Below are 17486 nucleotides of genomic sequence, written 5' to 3' on the forward strand. Positions count from 1 at the left end.
CGGCGGGGACGAGGGGTACCGCTCACGTCCAGCGGCGTCCTCACTTGTTGATGTCAAGCATGGATGTCAGATGCCGCTACCTGGGCTCATCGTGCCGGACTGACCTCCGGCGGCTCCGAAGCATTGTTCGTCCGATGTTGTAGAGAGGCACGAAGGTCAGATGGATCTTCGCGTCTCACGAACGTTCGTTCCCGGACACTCGGGACGGGTGGTGGGGTGACGTCGGGCACCCGGGCGGTGGTGTCGCCGCGCTGGGGGGCGGTGTGGCGTTGATGCTGGCTGTCATCACGCGAAGGAGGCTGTCATCGGCATGGACCCTGGTTTCGATGCGGCGGTGCTGCACGCGCTGTTCACTCAGCCGCCGATCGGCCTGCAGGTTCTGGATCCGGAGCTGCGGATCGTGCGCTTCAACTCTGCCGCCCTCGGCGTCCAGGGCCTCGACATGAGTGACGCGGTCGGCCGGACCTGGCGCGAGCTGGGATTCGCCGCGGACGATGTGGAGAGCATGCTGCGCACGGTGCTGGAGACGGGCGAGGCGGTGACCGATTTCCGGTACCGGGGCCGTCTGGCCGTCCTCGGCGGCGTGGAGAAGGTGCTGTCGATCTCGGCGTTCCGTCTCCAGGACGCCGAAGGCCGCACGCTGGGGGTGGCCGGCACGGTGGTGGACATCACCGAGCGGGATCGCGCCGAGCAGCGCCTGCAGCTGCTGTACCGGGCCGGTGAGCGGATCGGGAGCAGCCTGGATGTGTTCCGCACGGCGCAGGAACTCGCCGACGTCACTGTGGGCGAGCTGGCCGACGCGGTGTCGGTCGATGTTCTCGATTCCGTGCTGCAGGGTGAGGCGCCGCGCCCGGGACCGTTGGTCGACCCGGTCACCGTGCGCCGGGCGGGGTTCCAGGTGGCATACGAATCGGCGGTGCGAAGCGCGTACGAGATCGGGGGTGTGTGGGTGATTGCCCGGGGCACCCCGTACGCGCAGGCCCTGAGCGATCTGAGGCCCCGGCTCGTCCGGCAGCTGAAGGCCGACGACCCGTGGCTGGTCCGACATCCGGAGCTCGCCAAGAAGGTGCGTGAGGCAGGTGTGCACTCGCTGATGGCCGTTCCGATGGCCGCGCGCGGCGTGGTGCTCGGCATGGCGGGCTTCTACCGGGGCCCCGGATCACTGCCCTTCGACGACGCCGACCTCGGCGTCGCCACCGATGTGGTGGCCCGGGCCGCGGTGTGCGTCGACAACGCCCGCCGCTACACCCGTGAGCGCACGATCGCCCGCCTCACCCAGCGGGCCCTGGTGCCCGACCGGCTGCCCTCGCAGACCGCCGCGGAGACCACGTTCACCTTCCTGCCTGTGACCTCCAGCGGCGTTTGGTACGACGTCATCCCACTCTCCGGTGCACGTATCGCGCTCGTCGCGGGCGATGTATCCGGCCACGGCCTGCATACCGTGACCACGATGGGCCGGCTGCGCACGGCAATCAGCGCCCTGGCCGCGATGGACCTGCAGGCCGACGAACTCCTCGAAAACCTCCACGCCCTGACCGAGCAGCTCGCCCGCGAACACCCGCCCGTCGAGAACTCCGACCAGTCGGAGCTGACGGCGACCTGCCTCTTTGTGATCTACGACCCGGTCACCCGCACCTGCACCCTGTCCCGGGCGGGACATCCTGCGCCCGTCCTGGCCCTCCCCGACGGCAGCATCCACGTCATCGACGTCCCGGCGGGGCCGAACCTGGGTCGCGGCGTGGCCTCCTACCGGTCCACCAGCGTGGACCTGCCCGAGGGCAGCATCCTCACTCTCCACAACGCGGAACTCCTGCAGGACACCGATCAGGACCAGCTTCCTGCCTTCCAGAACGCCTTCAGCACACCCACGGGCCTGACCGGCCGCCTGCAGGACATGTGCGACGCGCTGATGAACTCATTGCTCCCCGACAACCCCGCCGACGACGCCCTGCTCCTGCTGGCCCGCACCCGCTCACTCGGCCCAGATCAGGTGGCCTCCTGGACGCTGCCCCACGAACCCGAGAGCGCCGCAGCAGCCCGCCGTCTGGTCGCCGGCCAGCTCATCGACTGGAACCTCGACGACCTCACTTTCAGCACCGAACTGATCGCCAGCGAACTGGTCACCAACGCCGTCCGCTACTCCACGGGGCCGGCAGAGCTCCGGCTGATCAACGACCGCGCGCTGATCTGCGAGGTCTCCGACAACAGCAACACCGCCCCCCAGCTGCGACACGCGGAGGACGACGACGAAGGCGGTCGCGGCCTGTACCTGGTCGCGCAACTGACCCAGCACTGGGGCACCCGCCACACCGGACGCGGCAAGACCATCTGGACCGAGCAGGCGCTTTCTTGACGCTCCATGGCTTCGATCACTTCTTGCGGCAGCGTTTGTTGACGAGTTATGACGTCAGCATCAGGCCCAGGGCTCCCCGGATCGTCACGAGTTTTGAAGGCACCCGCTGATGCAGCCGAGTCACGTCGACGGCTCCGCGACAAAGCTGTCACAGGGTTCCAAGATCGCTTGACCTTGCCCCAGGGGGAACGGCGACAGTGTCTCCATAGATCACATGAGCGGGCGGTGTGCGCTCGCCAGCCAGGATGAAGAGGGGGAGATTGTGTGACCGCGACCTGCGTCATTCTCGATATCGGCGGCGTGTTGGAGATCACGCCGGAAACTGGGTGGGTGCAACGGTGGGAAGAGCGGCTGGAGCTGCCGCCTGGCACTGTGCATGAGCGGATGCACGATGTGTGGCAAGCCGGGAGCGTCGGGAGCATCAGCGAACGAGAGGTTCACAAGCAGGTGGCAGCACGCTTGGGGCTCAACGCACCCCAAGTCGAAGCCTTCATGGCTGATATCTGGACGGAATACCTGGGGACACCGAACGAGGAACTCATCGCTTATGTGCGGGGGCTCCAGGGGAAGTGCAGGCTGGGCATCCTGAGTAACAGCTTCGTCGGTGCCCGGGAGAGAGAGACGGCGCTGTACCACTTCGACGAATTGGTCGAGCAGATCGTCTACTCGCACGAGATCGGCATCGAGAAGCCAGACCCACGTGCCTTCGAGGCCGTATGCGCCAGTCTGGGGGTGCAGCCGGAGAGCTGTCTCTTCATCGACGACTTCGCAGTCAACGTTGAGGCCGCCCAGGCGGCGGGCATGCAGGCGCATCTGTTCGAGGACAATGCCCGCACGATCACGCGCATCGCGGCTCATCTGGACTCGCGTCCCCGGGTTGCAGAGGGTGCCCTGCTCGGATGACCTCGGCTTGGCCGGCCTTCAACAGTTGTCCGCCAGGCGGTAGAGCGGGTTGGTCAGACCGCTTCTGCGCGTTCGGCTCGGGCTCGGGTGCTGGCCAGGCGGTAGGAGTCGGTACCGGTCTCGATGATGGTGCCGTTGAAGGTGAGCCGGTCGACGATGGCCGCGCAGAGACGGGGATCGGTGAAGGTCTTTGTCCATCCGCCGAACGACTCGTTGGAGGCGATGGCGACGCTGTTCTTCTCCTCCCGTTCGGTCAGCACCTGGAAGAGCAGTTCGGCGCCGTGGCGGTCCAGCTCCATGTAGCCGAGCTCATCAATGCAGAGCAGGTCAACGCGACCGTAGCGGGCGATGGTCTTGTTGAGCTGCTTCTCGTCGGCGGCCTCGACAAGCTCGTTCACCAGCTTCGTGGCGAGCGTGTAGCGAACTCGGTAGCCCTTCATCGCCGCCTCGGTGCCCAGGGCGATCAGCATGTGGGACTTGCCGGTGCCGGAGTCGCCGATCAGACAGAGCGGCTGACTCTTCTTGATCTATTCGCAGCTGGCAAGGGTGTGGACGGTGGCGGCGTCGATGTTCGGGTTGGCGTCGAAGTCGAAGGCCCGCAGCGATTTCTCCTGTGGGAAGCCGGCGGCCTTGATCCGCCGTTCCGACCGTCGACGAGCCCGGTCGTCGCACTCGGTCATCAGCAGTTCGGCGAGGAAGCCGCGGTAGGTCATCTGGTCCTTGACCGCCCTGTCGGCGATGTCGGTGAACTCGTTGCGGATCGACGGCAGCCGCAGCAGGCGGCAGGCGGTGTCGATGGCGGCGTCGGCGGCCTGCTCGGTCAAGCCTCGCTGGCGGGGCAGGGTCACTGTGCTTCTCCCTCATGGTGGTCGCTGCCGCTGTTGCGACGGCGTCTGAGCAGTTGGTCATAGGGGGTCACCGACGGCAGTGGTCTGGTGTCCGGCGCGAGGTGCGCGAGGCGCCACTCGTGCAGCGACGTGACCGTCGCTGGCGTCCCGGGAAGCGTCGGGACGGCTGCACCGACGGTTGGCTCGTCCTCCGCCTGGGCGGCTTTGCGGGCCTCCAGCGCAACGGCGTCGGCGGTCAGAGCGCCGGCCCGCAGTGCGGTGGCCAGGCCCGCTACCACGTGCTCGTGGGCGAGGTGCCGGTTCAGCAGCAGGACCTCGATCAGCGCCCGGGTGCCGTCCCGTTCGCCGTGGATCTTGCGGGCCTGAGCCCACCAAGCGTTGTGGACCGGGGTGAACCTGCCCGCTGACCGGGCCTGTTCCAGAGCCGTGGCACCGGGGAAGGCGCCGGGCTTGCGGATGAGGACTTCAAGGTAATGGTCTAGGTCCAGACGGCAGCTGCCCTTCGCGATCAGCCTCTCGTGGCGGGCCACCTCGACGTTCCTGTCATAAACCACCAGGTGAGAGGCGTGCAGGACGACACGCACCCGCTTGCCGATGAGGCGAGTCGGGACCGAGTAGCGGTTGGTCCGGACGGCGATCTGGCTGTAGCGGTCGACGCGCGGCGTGAACAGTCGGCCGGTCTCGAACGGCTCTTCCGGCAGCGGCATCAGCAGCGGCTGTTCGACGGCGAAGTATTCGTCGACGGTCCGCGGCCGTGAACCGATCCTCCGATGCCCGTCGTGCAGATCCCACTGGTCGACCATCTCGTTCAGCTCGGCGAGGGAGTCGACTTCCGGGACCGGCGTGAAGTGGTTGCGGCGGAAGTAGCCGATCATCCCTTCGACGCCGCCCTTTTCGTGGGCTCCTTCGATGCCCGGGCGGCAGTAGAAGCTCTCGATGTTGAAGTGCGAGCGGAAGGCGATCCACCGGTCGGTCTCCACCCGGGCCCGGTTCAACCCCAGCACCTGGGCGACGGCCGACTTCAGGTTGTCGTAGCGGATCTTGCTTCGCGGGACACCACCCAGCGTACGAAGCGCGTGCACGTGCCCTTCGAAGAAGGCTTCCTGGCCGCAGGAGGCGAAGACCCGGTGGACGGCCTTGCCCGAGTAGGACAGGCGGAGCGAGAACAAATAGCAGGTCACCAGCTCGCCGGCCAGGCGCACGGTCACGTCGCCGAAGTCGACCTCCGCCTCGTGGTCCGGAAGGTGGGTCTGCGGCACGAACGCTTCCACCAGGGCTTTGCCCGAGGCCGCGAGGATTTCCGGCTTCCGGTCGGAGACATAGCGCCGGACCATCTGGTAGGACACATCGGCGCCATGCTCCTCGACGAGCCGGTGGAAGATCCGCGTGATCGTATGGTGCTGCTTGCGCGGTGCGTCGAGATCCGTCCGCAGTATGTCGTCGATCACCGGCTTGTACGGATCCAGCGCAGTTGGCCGAGGCGGCAGCTTCTTCCGAGGTTCCGGCCAGACGGAGTCCACAGCCTTCTTGACCGTCCGCCACGACACGTTGTACTTGCGCTCAAGCTCGCGCATCTTCATGCCGGCACGGTGATCACGCCGGATCGCCGCGTACAGCTCGACCTTGGACATCTGCGGCATGACCAGGACCTTTCACCAGAAGCACCCCGATGCTGTCCTGGCAAGTACCCGAGTGCTGTCAAAACTCGTGAACATCACCCGACCGTGGATCTGGGTGCCTCCCAAACCCGTGAACAACTGACGGCACTACTCGTGAATAGAGCCACGCTCCACGACCGTGCTGCTGGGGGGCGATAGCGAGCTGCTGTAACGCTGTGCTCAGAACAGGAAACGGCGGAGCTGTTCCCTGGTCCGGGGCCTTTTGCCTGGTGCCCCCGGCAGGATTCGAACCTGCGACACCCGCTTTAGGAGCGTGGTGGGGCGAGTGGGGGTCTGACCTGTGGGATGCCGACTTCGGCGGTTACTGGCTTCGGCCACCGCCGGCAGCCGCAGTTCCCCGTGAGTCCCCGCCCGATCTGGCGCGGTTGTGGCACGGCCAGATCCGCAGCTCTACGCAGAGTGGTCAGAGACAGCCATACCGGCCCCAGCCTTGCCTCATGACGCCTGGATGAGCAGGCTCCAGCCCATCGCCCGGATCTCGTCGTAGGTTGCAGGCCGAGTGAGCATGTCTGTCGTGAGGAAGTGCAGCTCCTCGTCTGGCTGCCACCGGCCGGTCATGCACTCCTCGCACTCCAGCAGGACACGATCCGCTTCGACGTCGGCACTGAAGACGATCAGGCCATTCGAGCACACCTGGCACTCCAGGCTGCTGATGAGCGATTCAACCACTACGTCCCCTCTGCCTGGCTCCAAGGTCCCCTGCCTAACACCCTAGTTTGGAAGACCTGGGATGCGGACGCTGGCTGACCTGGGACGCGTCTGACGTTGGCCGTAACTGAACTCTGGCCGAGCTTCCCCGTGAGTCCCCGCCGCTTCCCGTTGGACCGGGCATGCAACGGGCACGGCCCGGATCGCTAGGACTGTCCGGCCGATCACGAGGGTTGCGGGGAAGCGCGTGGATGCGCAGCGCGGCGGGTGCCATGATCACGCCGGTGTCCGGCGCGGTTCCGGCGCGCAGGGAGGGACCATGAAGCTCTACGTTGCCATACCTGTTGTTCTGCTGGCGTTGCTCATCGCCGCCTCGGGCTTAGCGGGGATTACGCGTGGCTGGGTGCTCCCCGCGAACCGGCGGACGTTCCACCGCCCTCGCCTCTACGGGTGGGGCCAGTTGGTGGCTGCCTTCGCCCTGGGCTGGCAACAGGTCTGCTTCTGGGTGCTCAGCGACCCTGACACCCGCCAGCGGGGGTCGCTGAGCGGCGGCGTGCTGCTGCTGACCGGCCTCATCGTGATTATGGTGAGCCATCGCACGGGCGGTAATCAGCAGGACAGCGGCACCCCCTGAGCGGGTGTCCCATCAGAGCTTGCCCTGCATCTCCTTCCGAACGGGTGGAGTACCCGGACGGGTGGCCCCCCGGATGCGATCCGAGGGCCACCTGGGTCAACCTGCTGTCCGGCTACTGTCCGGCTCAGCGGCCGGACCGGGGAGGCCGGATCAGATCCAGCCGCACTCGCACGGCACGCCCTCCCATCGGCGCCGAGTACGCGTGTGTGCGCTGATGTTGAACCGGGTTCGTTGGATTTTCACGAGTGAGTGACCTGCGGCGGCGGGGCTGGGCGGGGAAATCCCAAGAAATTGCCCAGAGTTGACGGTGGTACCTTCATGGACATGCCGATGGGATACGTGGCGACGACCGCGCTCTTCGCCTGGTGCACCTTCTTCGCCGTTGTCGCGCCACGCCGGCCCCGGCCACTGGCGACCATGAGCTTCTGGTTCGGCCTGGGCCTCAACGAGGTGCCGTTCGTGGGCATCTATGTCTTGGTGGCCTCCACGGCACTGGCCGCCGCCGAGGGTGATCTGGAGTCACCGGGCGCCAAGGTGACGGCCGCAGTGGCCGCCGTCGTCACCGTCGGCCTTGCTGTCTCCGCCTGGCGGGGCCTGCGCACGGATCGGGTGGTCGGGCGGGCTCTTGAGCAGGGCCTCGGGACCGGCTGGCGGGATCGTGTGCACGTACCGCTGCGCCGCCACCGGCCCTGGGCCCGCATCCTGCTGCTGCCCGGCCTGATGCGGCGGCGTGACGTGCAGCGGATCCCCAACATCAGCTACGGGGACGCCGGCCGCCGGAATCTCCTCGACATCTACCGCCGCCGCGACACACCGCAGAACGCGCCGGTCCTGATCTACTTCCACGGCGGCCACTACACCAGCGGAGCGAAGAACCGCGAGGCACGGCCCCTGCTTTACCGGCTCGCCAGCCAGGGGTGGGTGTGCATCAGCGCCAACTACCGGCTGCGGCCCCAGACCACCTTCCCTGGCCACCAGATCGACGCCAAGAAGGTCATCGCCTGGGTCCGCGAGCACGCCCCCGAGTACGGCGCCGATCCGTCGAGGCTGTTCGTGGCGGGCAGCTCCGCCGGCTCCAACCTGGCGGCCCTGTGCGCGCTCACGCCGAACGACCCGGTGTTCCAGCCCGGATTCGAGTCGGTCGACACCTCGGTCACCGCGGCGATCTGCCTCTACGGCTACTACGGCCACTACTTCGGCGATGCGCCGGACGAGCCGCCGCCCCCGCTCCAGCCACAGGGATACATCCACCCCGGTGCGCCGCCGTTCCTCATCGCCCACGGCACCAAGGACGCGCTGGCGACGATCGAGGGCGCCCGGAACTTCGTCGACCAACTGCGCCGCACCTCGGACAGCACCGTCGTCTACGCCGAACTGCCCAGTGGGCAGCACGCGTTCGACATTTTCCACTCCCCGCGCTTCGAGGCAGTCGTAGACGGAGTCGAAGCCTTTGCCGCCTGGGTCCTGGCCGCCTCGCAGCGCACTCCCGACTCAACCCGCTAGGTCGATGGGGTGAGCGCGGCCTGCGCAGATTCCTCCACCTCAACCCACCCCCGCTTCCATCCCGTCCGCCTTCGGCCCATACACCGTGGAGCGGGCGTGGTTCAGGGCGTCAAGGTGGAGCGCGCCACTGTACGAACGACCTTGACGCCCTGGGCCGCGGCTGCTCGGCTCTGCCTGGGTCGAAGGTGGTCGGGATGGGAGCCCACGACGCTCGCCACGATCCGGCCGGCACTCCAGAGCGACGCTTCCGCGCGAGGTGTTCTTGTAGACCCCCGTGAGCTCGTCGACCTGGGAGCGCCACCGTGTATCCACCGCAGCCACCCGCAGAACGCCGGTGACAGCCGGACAGTGCCGGACCTTCCCCACTGTGACCTGGGGTCGGTCCGGCGCTTATGCGTTCGCAACGCGGCCCTCGCTACGGTGCGGTGACCTGCCGAAAAGGCCCTCCCGAGGGAGGGCCTGGCTTGGTGCGGACTGTGTGCCCCCGGCAGGACTCGAACCTGCGGCCAAGCGCTTAGAAGGCGCCTGGGGTGATCGTCTGCGCATCCCTCCTGACCTGGTGCTCCACGGACGCCGAGCGCGATAGATCGGCGCCTTCGGCACGTATTCGACAGGGGGCGCCAACGTCCACTGGCTACGGCCGCTCCTGCCGGGTGTCTGGCTGAGCATGCTTGCTCTGATCTATACCTCGCACAGCACAGCAACCACGGCGTGGGCCTTCGTGGGAGCCATTCTCATCGTGTTGGCGGTGGGTTGGTACATCCGGATGAATCTCACCTGAGGCGCGATCCAGATTTTTCGGAGTTCGGCGGTCTGGGGATGTCGAGAACGTGCCACCGGCTCCGTCCCAGGGGCATCAGCGGCCACCACCGGCCGCACGAGGAAGAAGGAGAAGCCAGCATGGCGATTCAGCGGATGGACAACGTCGGCATTGTCGTCGAGGACATGGATGCCGCCATCGCGTTCTTCGTGGAACTCGGTATGGAGCTGGAGGGCAGAGGGGAGGTCGAGGGCCTCTTCGCCGACCAGTGCACCGGACTCGACGGCGTCCGCTGTGACATCGCGATGGTCCGGACCATCGCAGCCGGCTCGAGCTGGCGAAGTACCGCAGCCCCGCGGTGATCAGCGCCGGGCCGCGCAACCGGCCGCACAACATTCTGGGCACGCACCGCGTCATGTTCGCCGTCGACGACATCGAGGACACCGTTGCCCGCCTGCGCCCTCACGGCGCCGAACTCGTCGGCGAGATCGCCCGGTTCGAGGACAGCTATCTGCTTTGCTACCTCCGCGGCCCGGAGGGCATCATCGTCGGACTGGCCGAGCAACTGCGCTGAGAAGGAGGAAGCGAACCATGCAGCCGAACGGAAGCCATGAGATGGACCTCGGAGAGAGGTGGCTCGCCACCTCTGAAGTCGTTTCTTAGCGTGGCGGTAACTTCGCAATTCTGGCCATATTGTGGCGTATTGCTCGCGAGAGTATGGGCCCAAAATCGCCATTGTGTGCGTGCGCCTCGTGGTCCTACGGGTGCTAACGGTTCTCCTCTTCTAGGTCGAATCACGGTGGCGGCTCGGCGTGAGGTTGCCCGCGGTGGTGGGCCATGACCCAAGGGGCAGAAGGGCGGCCAGCATCCCGCGGTGATCGGGCAGGCGCGAGCGGAGCGAGCCCTTGAATCCGTAGAGAATATTTCTACTCACGTAGCGCACCGGCTACTGTCTTGTCTCGGTTGATGCTTGACGTTGTGGCTTCACCTGATGCTTGACACCGCTTGCTTCGGCTTGGCTGTGCGCGTCTGACGGACGTGTGCAGGGTGGGCCGGGGCCGTGCTGGTGGAGTTGAGTGTGGTCGAGCAGCGGTATCACGCGGTGATGGAGGTTGCCGCAGGGGTTCCGGTCACTCAAGTCGCGGCCCGGTATGGGGTGTCGAGGCAGTCGGTGCACTCCTGGGTGCGCAAGTACGAGCAGTCGGGTCTGCCGGGATTGGCGGATCGGTCGCACCGGCCGGACTCGTGTCCGCACCGGATCGCCGGGGAGGTGGAGATCACGCACCGCCTCACGAAGCCACAGTCCCCGACCACCACCGGGAAGATCGAACGCTTCCATCAGACCCTGCGGCGCGAACTCCTCGACGACCACGACCCGTTCGCCGACCTGACCACGGCGCAGGCGGCGGTCGATGCCTGGCTGGAGAACTACAACCGGATGCGGCCGCATCAGGCCCTGGACATGGCTGTTCCGGCCAGCCGGTTCGTGCCCAGGCCGCGGTCCGAGCAGGATGCGCTGCCGGTGGTGCTGCCCGCCCGCCTGGACGCGGTCCCGGCTTCGGAAGCCCCAGTGCCTCCGGCCGAGCCGGGGGCCGTGGCTTGGCCGATGGCCGAGGGTGAGGTCGGCGCGATCGAGGTGGAGCGGGTGGTTCCCGCGTCGGGGAACCTGAGCCTGCGCGGGCAGCAGATCTGGTTCGGCCCGGCTCTGGCCGGCACCACGGTGACCTTGCGCGCCCAAGCCGTCGACGAACGCCTGCACGGCGTAGACGATCCCGCATAGCGCCTGGCTGAGGGTGTGCGGCTCGGCGCGTGCATGGCCGAGTCATACCCGGAGATCATGTAGATCCTGCGCCACAGCGAACTCGGTCGGATATGCGCCGGCGACGGACTGGCTCCGCGCGCGAGGCGCGGTGTGGAGCGGGGCGTGGCCGCAGGTCCGAAGGCCGCGTTGATGCGGAAAAGATGGATGAACGCCTGTGGTAGCTGGGCAAGTTGTTCGCCGATGTGTCTGATCTCCTCTGCGCAGAGCCCGAGATGGTCGGGGCGGGTGAGCATCTTCTTGAAGGCCGGGCGGATTTCGTCCAGGCGGCCGACGCGGTCTGGACGAGGACGCCGACGTGTCCATGCCGCTGTCGACAGTTCGGGCCATTTCGCCGCCTCGACAGTTCCATACGTCGTATGGTAAATCTGGAAGGGTGCTTCCGTACGTCGTATGGAAGGGCTGGCTCGCACGAATCGGGAAGGAAAGGTCATGAAGAATCTCACGAGGTGTGTTGCTGCCGTCACCGCTTCCTCTGTGGCGTTCGTGAGTGCCGCTGTTCTTGGCGCCGGGATCACCCCGTCGGCCGAGGCTTCTGCATCCGCGCACGTCCAGCGCCCGACCGTCAGCGCCGGCGACTACCGCCGGGAGCACGGTGTCGGCTACCTGCTCGAGCAGCGCTACTCCCGGGACGAGATCCGTGGCTGGCACCACGACGGCCGGGATGAGATCAGCCGCGCAGCCGAGGTAGAGACACCTTGGAGTGAAGGGCGATGGAGTCTTTGAAGACCGTGATGCAGGGGGTGGCCGTACAGCTTGTCATCTCGTGCACCTACTCGCTGTCCGTGTGCATGAGCCTGCGTTACGAGCCCACCGATCCCTACGTCGTCCGTGCAGCCTTTTTCACCGACACTGAGGAGCCGGCCGAATGGGTCCTGGGGCGTGATCTTCTGGCCGATGGCCTGAGAGGTTCCGCAGGCAGTGGGGACATTCGGATCTGGCCGGCCGTTGGTCGTGGTGACGAAGCGATGTATATCGCCCTGGGGTCTCCCGCGGACGCTGCCTTGCTCGAGGTTCCCGTGCAGGACATCAGGACTTTCCTGGAGCACACGGAGGCGCTGGTGCCACGGGGTGCTGAGTCCGGACACATCGACTGGAACCTCGAACTGGCGAACTTGTTCGCGAAAGGCTGAGAGAAGCCTCCCAACTGGCTTACGGATGAGGGACTTTGTTCCGCGCCGCAGAAGAGAAGGATTGAGTGTTCATGTCCCAGTACCAGCTTCGTGTCTACACACTGCGCAGCCCTGAGGCGCTCGTCGCCTACGAGAACATCTGGGCCGAGCACATTCCCGGTATGGCCAAGCACAAGATCGCCACGCACGGCGTCTGGACGGTGCCCACGGGTCCCGGTAGTGAGACGTTCCAGCTGTACGCCCTTGTTTCCTACCGGGACGCCGACGACGTTCAGGAGCGACTGGGGGCGTACCTGTCCAGCCCCGAATTCCGCGCGGACATGGAGGGCTTCGACATCAGCCTGATCATCGGCGTCGCCGAGTCCGTGCTGACGCCCACCGCCGCCTCACCCTTGCGGTGACGGGTACCGAGCCGCTCGAAGTCTGCGGCGACCGAACGCTGCGCAACTCCGTCAAGGCGCTCGCCGGACGGCAACGGGCATGGACGAGATCGGCGAGGTCGGGGGGACGGCTGCAGTTGCCGAAGACCCGGTTGAGTGCCCGTCATTACGGGCCGCCGACGCCCGGTGACATGGAGGCCCGGCCGACCCGGGGGTGAACACGTACCGGCGGCACCGTGCGCCAGGCCGCTGCCGCGTCTGCTGGTCGGCCCACCGCGTCATGCGCTGGGTCGTCGTCCGCAGTGCGAGCGAGCCGCACGGTAACGTTCAGGCCCTGGCCACCGCCGGACGCTGCGGGTCCTCGGACCGCACGAGACCACGGACCACGCACACCATCCAGGCGCGATCCAGCAGCAAGATTGTGCGCGAGGTGGCGCGGGGCAGGGTGGGCCCGTGGAGCGCCCACGCGGATCCGCCGACGGTGTAGCCATCAGATCGCCGCCCATGGTGCGGTCGCCCGGCCTAGCCGCAGCACACCGCGCATCTGCAGCGGCCGCGTGAAGAAGGCCATCTCGGTATCTGATGGGCGCCTCCTCAGGCGCGGCAGCCTGAGGCGGCCCGACCACGGGCCGGCCCCAGGCTGCAACGCTTCAGGACTGCAAATCAATGACCGGCGCCCTGGCGCCGTCACCAGCGGCAGCGAGTCGGCTCTCCAGACCCGTGATGATCGTGTCCAGCGCCAGGCGGAAGATGCGGTTCTCGTCATGGTCCGGGTGGGTGAGCCCGTCGTCGCCGACAAGGGGGGGTTTGAGGCTCGACCATTGGTGGAGCGCGCCGTTGAGCTCGGCGGTGAGGACACCGGTGATGACGGCGCATACGAGAGCGGCGATCTGCGGGAGCTCGGAGTGCGGCACCCCAGCGGCGTCCAGGATCGCGGCGAGCGAAACCCAGAACGGGTCTTCGGGCTGGATGAAGTCCGCCTGGTGGCTGAACGAGTAGGCCATGAGCTTCGGGTGGCGGTGCGCCAGCGTCCGGAAATCCGTGGCGAGTAGGCGCATGCGCTCCTGCCAGGGAGCGTCCTCCAGTGTCACGGTGCGGAACTGGGTGCCGACCATTCTCGCCACGCCGCGCAGTACGGCGTCCTTGTTGGGCACGTGGTGGTAGAGCGACATCGGGTTCGCATCAAGCACGGTCGCGAGTTTGCGCATGGTGAGCGCATCGACCCCGTCCGCGTCGATGAGCTGCACGGCGGCAGCATAGATCCCGGCCTCGGTCAGAGGCACCTCTCTCTTCCTGGTTCCCCGCGGGGGACGCTTCACCTTTTCCATACGCCCTACGGTATCAGTTTCGTACAGCGTATGGAAGTGACTCGGCCACGTGGTGGCGTGGCGGTCGCCCTCGCAGGGCTGGCTGCAGTCGACTTTCCATACGTCGTATGGTACTACTTTCGTACAACGTATGTTTCGGTGATGCATCGCGGCATCGATTGGCGCCCTTGCCCATCCCCTCCCTGCCCTAAGGAGCAAGCCATGACCACACAGTCCAAGAACGACCTGCGACCCATCCGGTCTCCGCGCAAGGTCCCCTTCCTCGGCCACACGCCGCAGATTCCCAGCACCAACCCGGTGGAGTACTTCGGCGAGCTGTCCAAGCAGTTCCCCGAGGGGCTCTACGGCCTGGAGATCGCCGGCATCGAGCAGGTCTTCGTCTGGGACCCGGACCTGGTGGCCGAGGTCTGCGACGAGACGCGGTTCTTCAAGCAGATCGACAAGACGCCGCTGGCCCATGTCCGGGACTACACGGGAGCCGGTCTGTTCACGGCCCACCAGCACGAGGAGGAATGGGGCATGGCGCACCGAGTCCTCCTCCCGGCCTTCAGCCAGCGGGCCATGAAGGGCTACTACGGGCAGATGCTGGAGATCGCCCAGAACCTGGTGGGCAAGTGGGAGCGTAAGGAGGGCCAGCCGGTCAACATCACCGACGACTACACCCGGCTGACCCTGGACACCATCGCCCTGTCGGGGTTCGGTTACCGGTTCGCCTCCTTCGCCAAGGAGGATCTGCACCCCTTCCTCAAAGCGCTGCTGGAGGCGCTGGTCGAGTCGCTTCGGCGCTCGCAGGAGCTGCCGATGATGACCAAGATGCGCAAGGCCGATGACAAGAAGTACCGCGCGAACATCCAGCTTATGCGGGACCTGGTCGAGAGTGTGATCAAGGAGCGCCGTGAGGGGAAGGGCACCGCTGAGGATGACCTGCTGGGTCTGATGCTGGAGGCCACCGACCCGGAGACCGGCAAGGGGCTGGACGACGACAACGTCCGTGACCAGGTGGTGACGTTCCTGATCGCCGGTCACGAGACCACCAGTGGTCTGCTGTCGTTCGCCACGTACTCGCTGATGCGTAATCCGCAGGTGCTGGCCCAGGCCTACGCCGAGGTGGACCGGCTGCTGCCGGGAGACACAGTCCCGGACTACGACACGATCATGCAGATGGACGTGATCCCGCGCGTCCTGGAGGAGACCCTGCGCCTGTGGGCTCCCATCCCCTTGATCGGCAAGTCGCCGATCGAGGACACCGTCATCGGCGGCTGCTACGAGCTGAAGAAGGGAACGCAGGTCAACCTCCTCGAGGGCCCGCTGCACACCCACCCCAAGGCGTGGGACCGGCCGGAGGAGTTCGACATCGAGCGGTGGCTGCCGGAGAACCGGGTCAACCACCACCCGCACGCCTACAAGCCGTTCGGTAACGGCGTGCGTGCGTGCATCGGCCGGCAGTTCGCGCTCACCGAGGCCCGTCTGGCGCTCGCACTGGTGCTGCAGAAGTTCAAGTTCGCCGACACTGACGACTACAAGATGGACGTCAAGGAGGCGCTGACGCGCAAGCCTGGCGGCTTCGAACTGAAAGTGCGGTCCCGTCGGGAGCACGAACGGACCGTCTTCGGCGCAGTGGACCTGCAGACCGACGACACGCAGGCGCAGGCCGCAGTCAGTGGTGTCGGGGTGAACCTGACCGTCGCCTACGGCTCCAGCCTGGGCTCGTGCGAGGACCTGGCGCGCACCATCGCCGACCGCAGCGAGCGCTCCGGGTTCGGCACCACCTTGGTCGGCCTGGACGAGCTGGGTGACAACCTGCCCACCGAGGGCCTGCTCGTCGTCGTGGCCTCCAGCTACAACGGCAAGGCCCCGGACAACTCGCAGCGTTTCGACGACATGCTCGCCGCCGGACTCCCGGAGGGCTCGCTGTCCAACGTGCAGTTCGCGCTGCTGGGTGCCGGAAACACCCAGTGGGTGGCCACCTACCAGGGCTTCCCCAAGCGGATCGAGGCAGGCCTGCTGGCGGCCGGCGCCACCCCCATCATCGAGCGCGGCATCGCGGATGCCGCCGGTGACTTCGACGGCATGGCCACCCGCTGGATGGACACCCTGTGGACCACCCTGGCCGAGGAGTACGCGGCCGACACCTCCCAGGCCAGCGGCCCGCGCTACCAGGTGCAACTGCTGACCGAGGCCGACGTGCGCCCCGCGATCGTCTCCGAGCAGGCCTACTCGCTGACCGTCGTCGCCAACGAGGAACTCGTCAGCGACGCGACCGGGCTGTGGGACTTCAGCATCGAGCCGCCGCGCCCGGCCGCGAAGTCCATCACCATCGAGCTCCCCGAGGGCGTCACCTACGACACCGGCAACCACCTGGCCGTCTTCGCCAAGAACGAGCCGGCCCTGGTCAACCGCGCCCTCGCCCGCCTCGGCGTCGACCGCGACCAGGTCCTGCGCCTGGAACTGCAGGCCGGCGGCCGCACCCACCTCCCGGTGGGCACCCCCGTGACCGCAGGCCTGCTGCTCACCGAGTTCCTGGAGCTGCAGGACGTGGCCACCCGCTCCCAGGTACAGACGCTGGCCGAGCACACCGAGTGCCCGTGGACCCGGCCGCAGCTGCAGGCCTACACGGCCGACACCACCGAATCCGAGGAGCGCTACCAGACTGAGATCCTGGGCAAGCGGGTCTCCGTGCTGGGCCTGCTGGAGCGCTTCCCGGCGGTCGAGCTGCCGCTGGCAGTCTTCCTGGACATGATGGGCCCGATCCGCCAGCGGTTCTACTCCATCTCCTCCGCCCCGCTGGCCAACCCGCGCCACGTGCGCCTGACCGTCGGACTGCTGGAAGGCCCGGCCCTGTCCGGCGACGGCCAGTACCGCGGCACCTGCTCGTCCTACATCGCAGGCCTCGAGCCCGGAGACGTCTTCTACGGCTACGTGCGCGTGCCCTCCCCGACCTTCGCCCCGCCGGCCGACCCGGCCACGCCGCTGGTCCTCATCGGTCCGGGCACCGGCATCGCGCCGCTGCGCGGATTCCTGGAGGAGCGCGCCTCGCAGCAGGAGAACGGCACCGAGGTGGGCCTGTCCCAGGTCTTCGTCGGCTGCCGCCACCCGGAGCACGACTACTTCTACCGGCAGGAGATGCAGGACTGGGAGCAGGTCGGGATCGCCCAGGTCCACACCGCCTACTCCGCGGTGACCGGCCACCCGGCCCGGTTCGTCCAGAACGCCATCGCCAACGCCGCCGACACCGTGTGGCAGGCCATCCAGGACGGCGCGTACGTCTATGTCTGCGGTGACGGCCGCCGCATGGCTCCCGCCGTGCGCGAGGCCCTCGCGGCGATCTACCGCCAGCGGACCGGCGCCGACGACGAGGCCGCCCAGCAGTGGCTCGCCCAGCTCGAGGCGGACGAGCGCTACCAGCAGGACGTCTTCGCCTGATCCTCCAGACGCCGGGAGAGTGCGGCGGTCTTGACACCCCGCACTCTCCCGGACACCACTCACCCGCGACGGCAC

General features: G+C 67.1%; 11 protein-coding genes, 1 tRNA gene and 3 pseudogenes. 10 read left to right on the top strand and 5 right to left on the bottom strand.

Annotated elements, in window-relative coordinates; genetic code table 11:
• The first annotated feature begins 310 nt into the window (after window positions 1–310).
• Both OHA03_RS43615 and OHA03_RS43620 read left to right on the top strand, forming a co-directional pair.
• Window positions 311–2353 carry a SpoIIE family protein phosphatase gene (locus tag OHA03_RS43615; protein ID WP_267009448.1) on the top strand — a complete coding sequence of 681 codons (2043 nt, stop codon included), beginning with the start codon at window positions 311–313 and terminating at the stop codon, window positions 2351–2353.
• Between the two features lie 264 nt (window positions 2354–2617).
• Entirely contained in the window at window positions 2618–3256 is a 639-nt protein-coding gene (locus tag OHA03_RS43620) for an HAD family phosphatase (RefSeq protein ID WP_267009449.1), read from the top strand.
• 53 nt (window positions 3257–3309) lie between these two features.
• On the opposite strand, the pseudogene istB reads toward OHA03_RS43620, so the two are convergent.
• The 3 genes and pseudogenes from istB to OHA03_RS43635 form a co-directional block, all read right to left on the bottom strand.
• Window positions 3310–4104 (bottom strand): annotated as a pseudogene (gene istB, locus OHA03_RS43625) (IS21-like element helper ATPase IstB).
• Window positions 4101–5735, bottom strand: a complete 1635-nt coding sequence (gene istA, locus OHA03_RS43630; RefSeq protein ID WP_267009681.1) for an IS21 family transposase — start codon at window positions 5733–5735, stop codon at window positions 4101–4103. The pseudogene istB and the gene istA overlap by 4 nt, the downstream one beginning before the upstream one ends.
• A gap of 483 nt (window positions 5736–6218) precedes the next feature.
• Window positions 6219–6452, bottom strand: a complete 234-nt coding sequence (locus OHA03_RS43635) for a hypothetical protein (protein WP_267009450.1) — start codon at window positions 6450–6452, stop codon at window positions 6219–6221.
• Between the two features lie 298 nt (window positions 6453–6750).
• On the opposite strand from OHA03_RS43635, the gene OHA03_RS43640 reads away from it, so the two are divergent.
• The gene (locus OHA03_RS43640; RefSeq protein WP_267009451.1) at window positions 6751–7065 is read left to right on the top strand and encodes a hypothetical protein; all 315 of its coding nucleotides are present in this window, start codon (window positions 6751–6753) and stop codon (window positions 7063–7065) included.
• 324 nt (window positions 7066–7389) lie between these two features.
• Window positions 7390–8568 carry an alpha/beta hydrolase gene (locus tag OHA03_RS43645; RefSeq protein ID WP_267009452.1) on the top strand — a complete coding sequence of 393 codons (1179 nt, stop codon included), beginning with the start codon at window positions 7390–7392 and terminating at the stop codon, window positions 8566–8568.
• Window positions 8569–9047: 479 nt separating this feature from the next.
• Here OHA03_RS43645 and OHA03_RS43650 read toward each other — a convergent pair.
• Window positions 9048–9142 (bottom strand) — tRNA-Arg (locus OHA03_RS43650).
• A 326-nt stretch (window positions 9143–9468) separates the two neighbouring features.
• Here OHA03_RS43650 and OHA03_RS43655 point away from each other — a divergent pair.
• From OHA03_RS43655 to OHA03_RS43675, 5 genes and pseudogenes are all read left to right on the top strand, one after another.
• Window positions 9469–9902 (top strand): annotated as a pseudogene (locus OHA03_RS43655) (VOC family protein).
• A 498-nt stretch (window positions 9903–10400) separates the two neighbouring features.
• Window positions 10401–11060, top strand: a pseudogene (locus OHA03_RS43660) (integrase core domain-containing protein); the annotation flags it as partial.
• Window positions 11061–11579: 519 nt separating this feature from the next.
• Window positions 11580–11873 (top strand): hypothetical protein, encoded by a 294-nt coding sequence (locus OHA03_RS43665; protein WP_267009453.1) that lies wholly within the window; start codon window positions 11580–11582, stop codon window positions 11871–11873.
• On the top strand, window positions 11861–12280 hold the full coding sequence (locus OHA03_RS43670; RefSeq protein ID WP_267009454.1) for an SsgA family sporulation/cell division regulator: 420 nt from the start codon (window positions 11861–11863) through the stop codon (window positions 12278–12280). Before OHA03_RS43665 ends, OHA03_RS43670 begins: the two co-directional genes overlap by 13 nt.
• Window positions 12281–12351: 71 nt before the next feature.
• A complete protein-coding gene (locus OHA03_RS43675) occupies window positions 12352–12681 on the top strand; it encodes an NIPSNAP family protein (protein WP_267009455.1) in 330 nt (109 codons plus the stop codon).
• Window positions 12682–13310: 629 nt separating this feature from the next.
• Here OHA03_RS43675 and OHA03_RS43680 read toward each other — a convergent pair.
• On the bottom strand, window positions 13311–13943 hold the full coding sequence (locus OHA03_RS43680; protein WP_267009456.1) for a TetR/AcrR family transcriptional regulator: 633 nt from the start codon (window positions 13941–13943) through the stop codon (window positions 13311–13313).
• Window positions 13944–14189: 246 nt separating this feature from the next.
• Between OHA03_RS43680 and OHA03_RS43685 the strand changes: the two genes are divergently transcribed.
• Window positions 14190–17411: a cytochrome P450 gene (locus OHA03_RS43685; protein ID WP_267009457.1), complete on the top strand. Its 3222-nt coding sequence runs from the start codon at window positions 14190–14192 to the stop codon at window positions 17409–17411.
• Window positions 17412–17486 lie beyond the last annotated feature (75 nt).

The sequence above is a fragment of the Streptomyces sp. NBC_00154 genome (genome assembly GCF_026342835.1).
Lineage (GTDB): Bacteria > Actinomycetota > Actinomycetes > Streptomycetales > Streptomycetaceae > Streptomyces.

Coding starts and splice junctions, on each gene's coding strand:
- OHA03_RS43615 (WP_267009448.1), top strand. CDS start 311: ATGGACCCTGGTTTCGATGCGGCGGTGCTGCACGCGCTGTTCACTCAG.
- istA (WP_267009681.1), bottom strand. CDS start 5,735: ATGTCCAAGGTCGAGCTGTACGCGGCGATCCGGCGTGATCACCGTGCC.
- OHA03_RS43640 (WP_267009451.1), top strand. CDS start 6,751: ATGAAGCTCTACGTTGCCATACCTGTTGTTCTGCTGGCGTTGCTCATC.
- OHA03_RS43645 (WP_267009452.1), top strand. CDS start 7,390: ATGCCGATGGGATACGTGGCGACGACCGCGCTCTTCGCCTGGTGCACC.
- OHA03_RS43665 (WP_267009453.1), top strand. CDS start 11,580: ATGAAGAATCTCACGAGGTGTGTTGCTGCCGTCACCGCTTCCTCTGTG.
- OHA03_RS43670 (WP_267009454.1), top strand. CDS start 11,861: ATGGAGTCTTTGAAGACCGTGATGCAGGGGGTGGCCGTACAGCTTGTC.
- OHA03_RS43675 (WP_267009455.1), top strand. CDS start 12,352: ATGTCCCAGTACCAGCTTCGTGTCTACACACTGCGCAGCCCTGAGGCG.
- OHA03_RS43685 (WP_267009457.1), top strand. CDS start 14,190: ATGACCACACAGTCCAAGAACGACCTGCGACCCATCCGGTCTCCGCGC.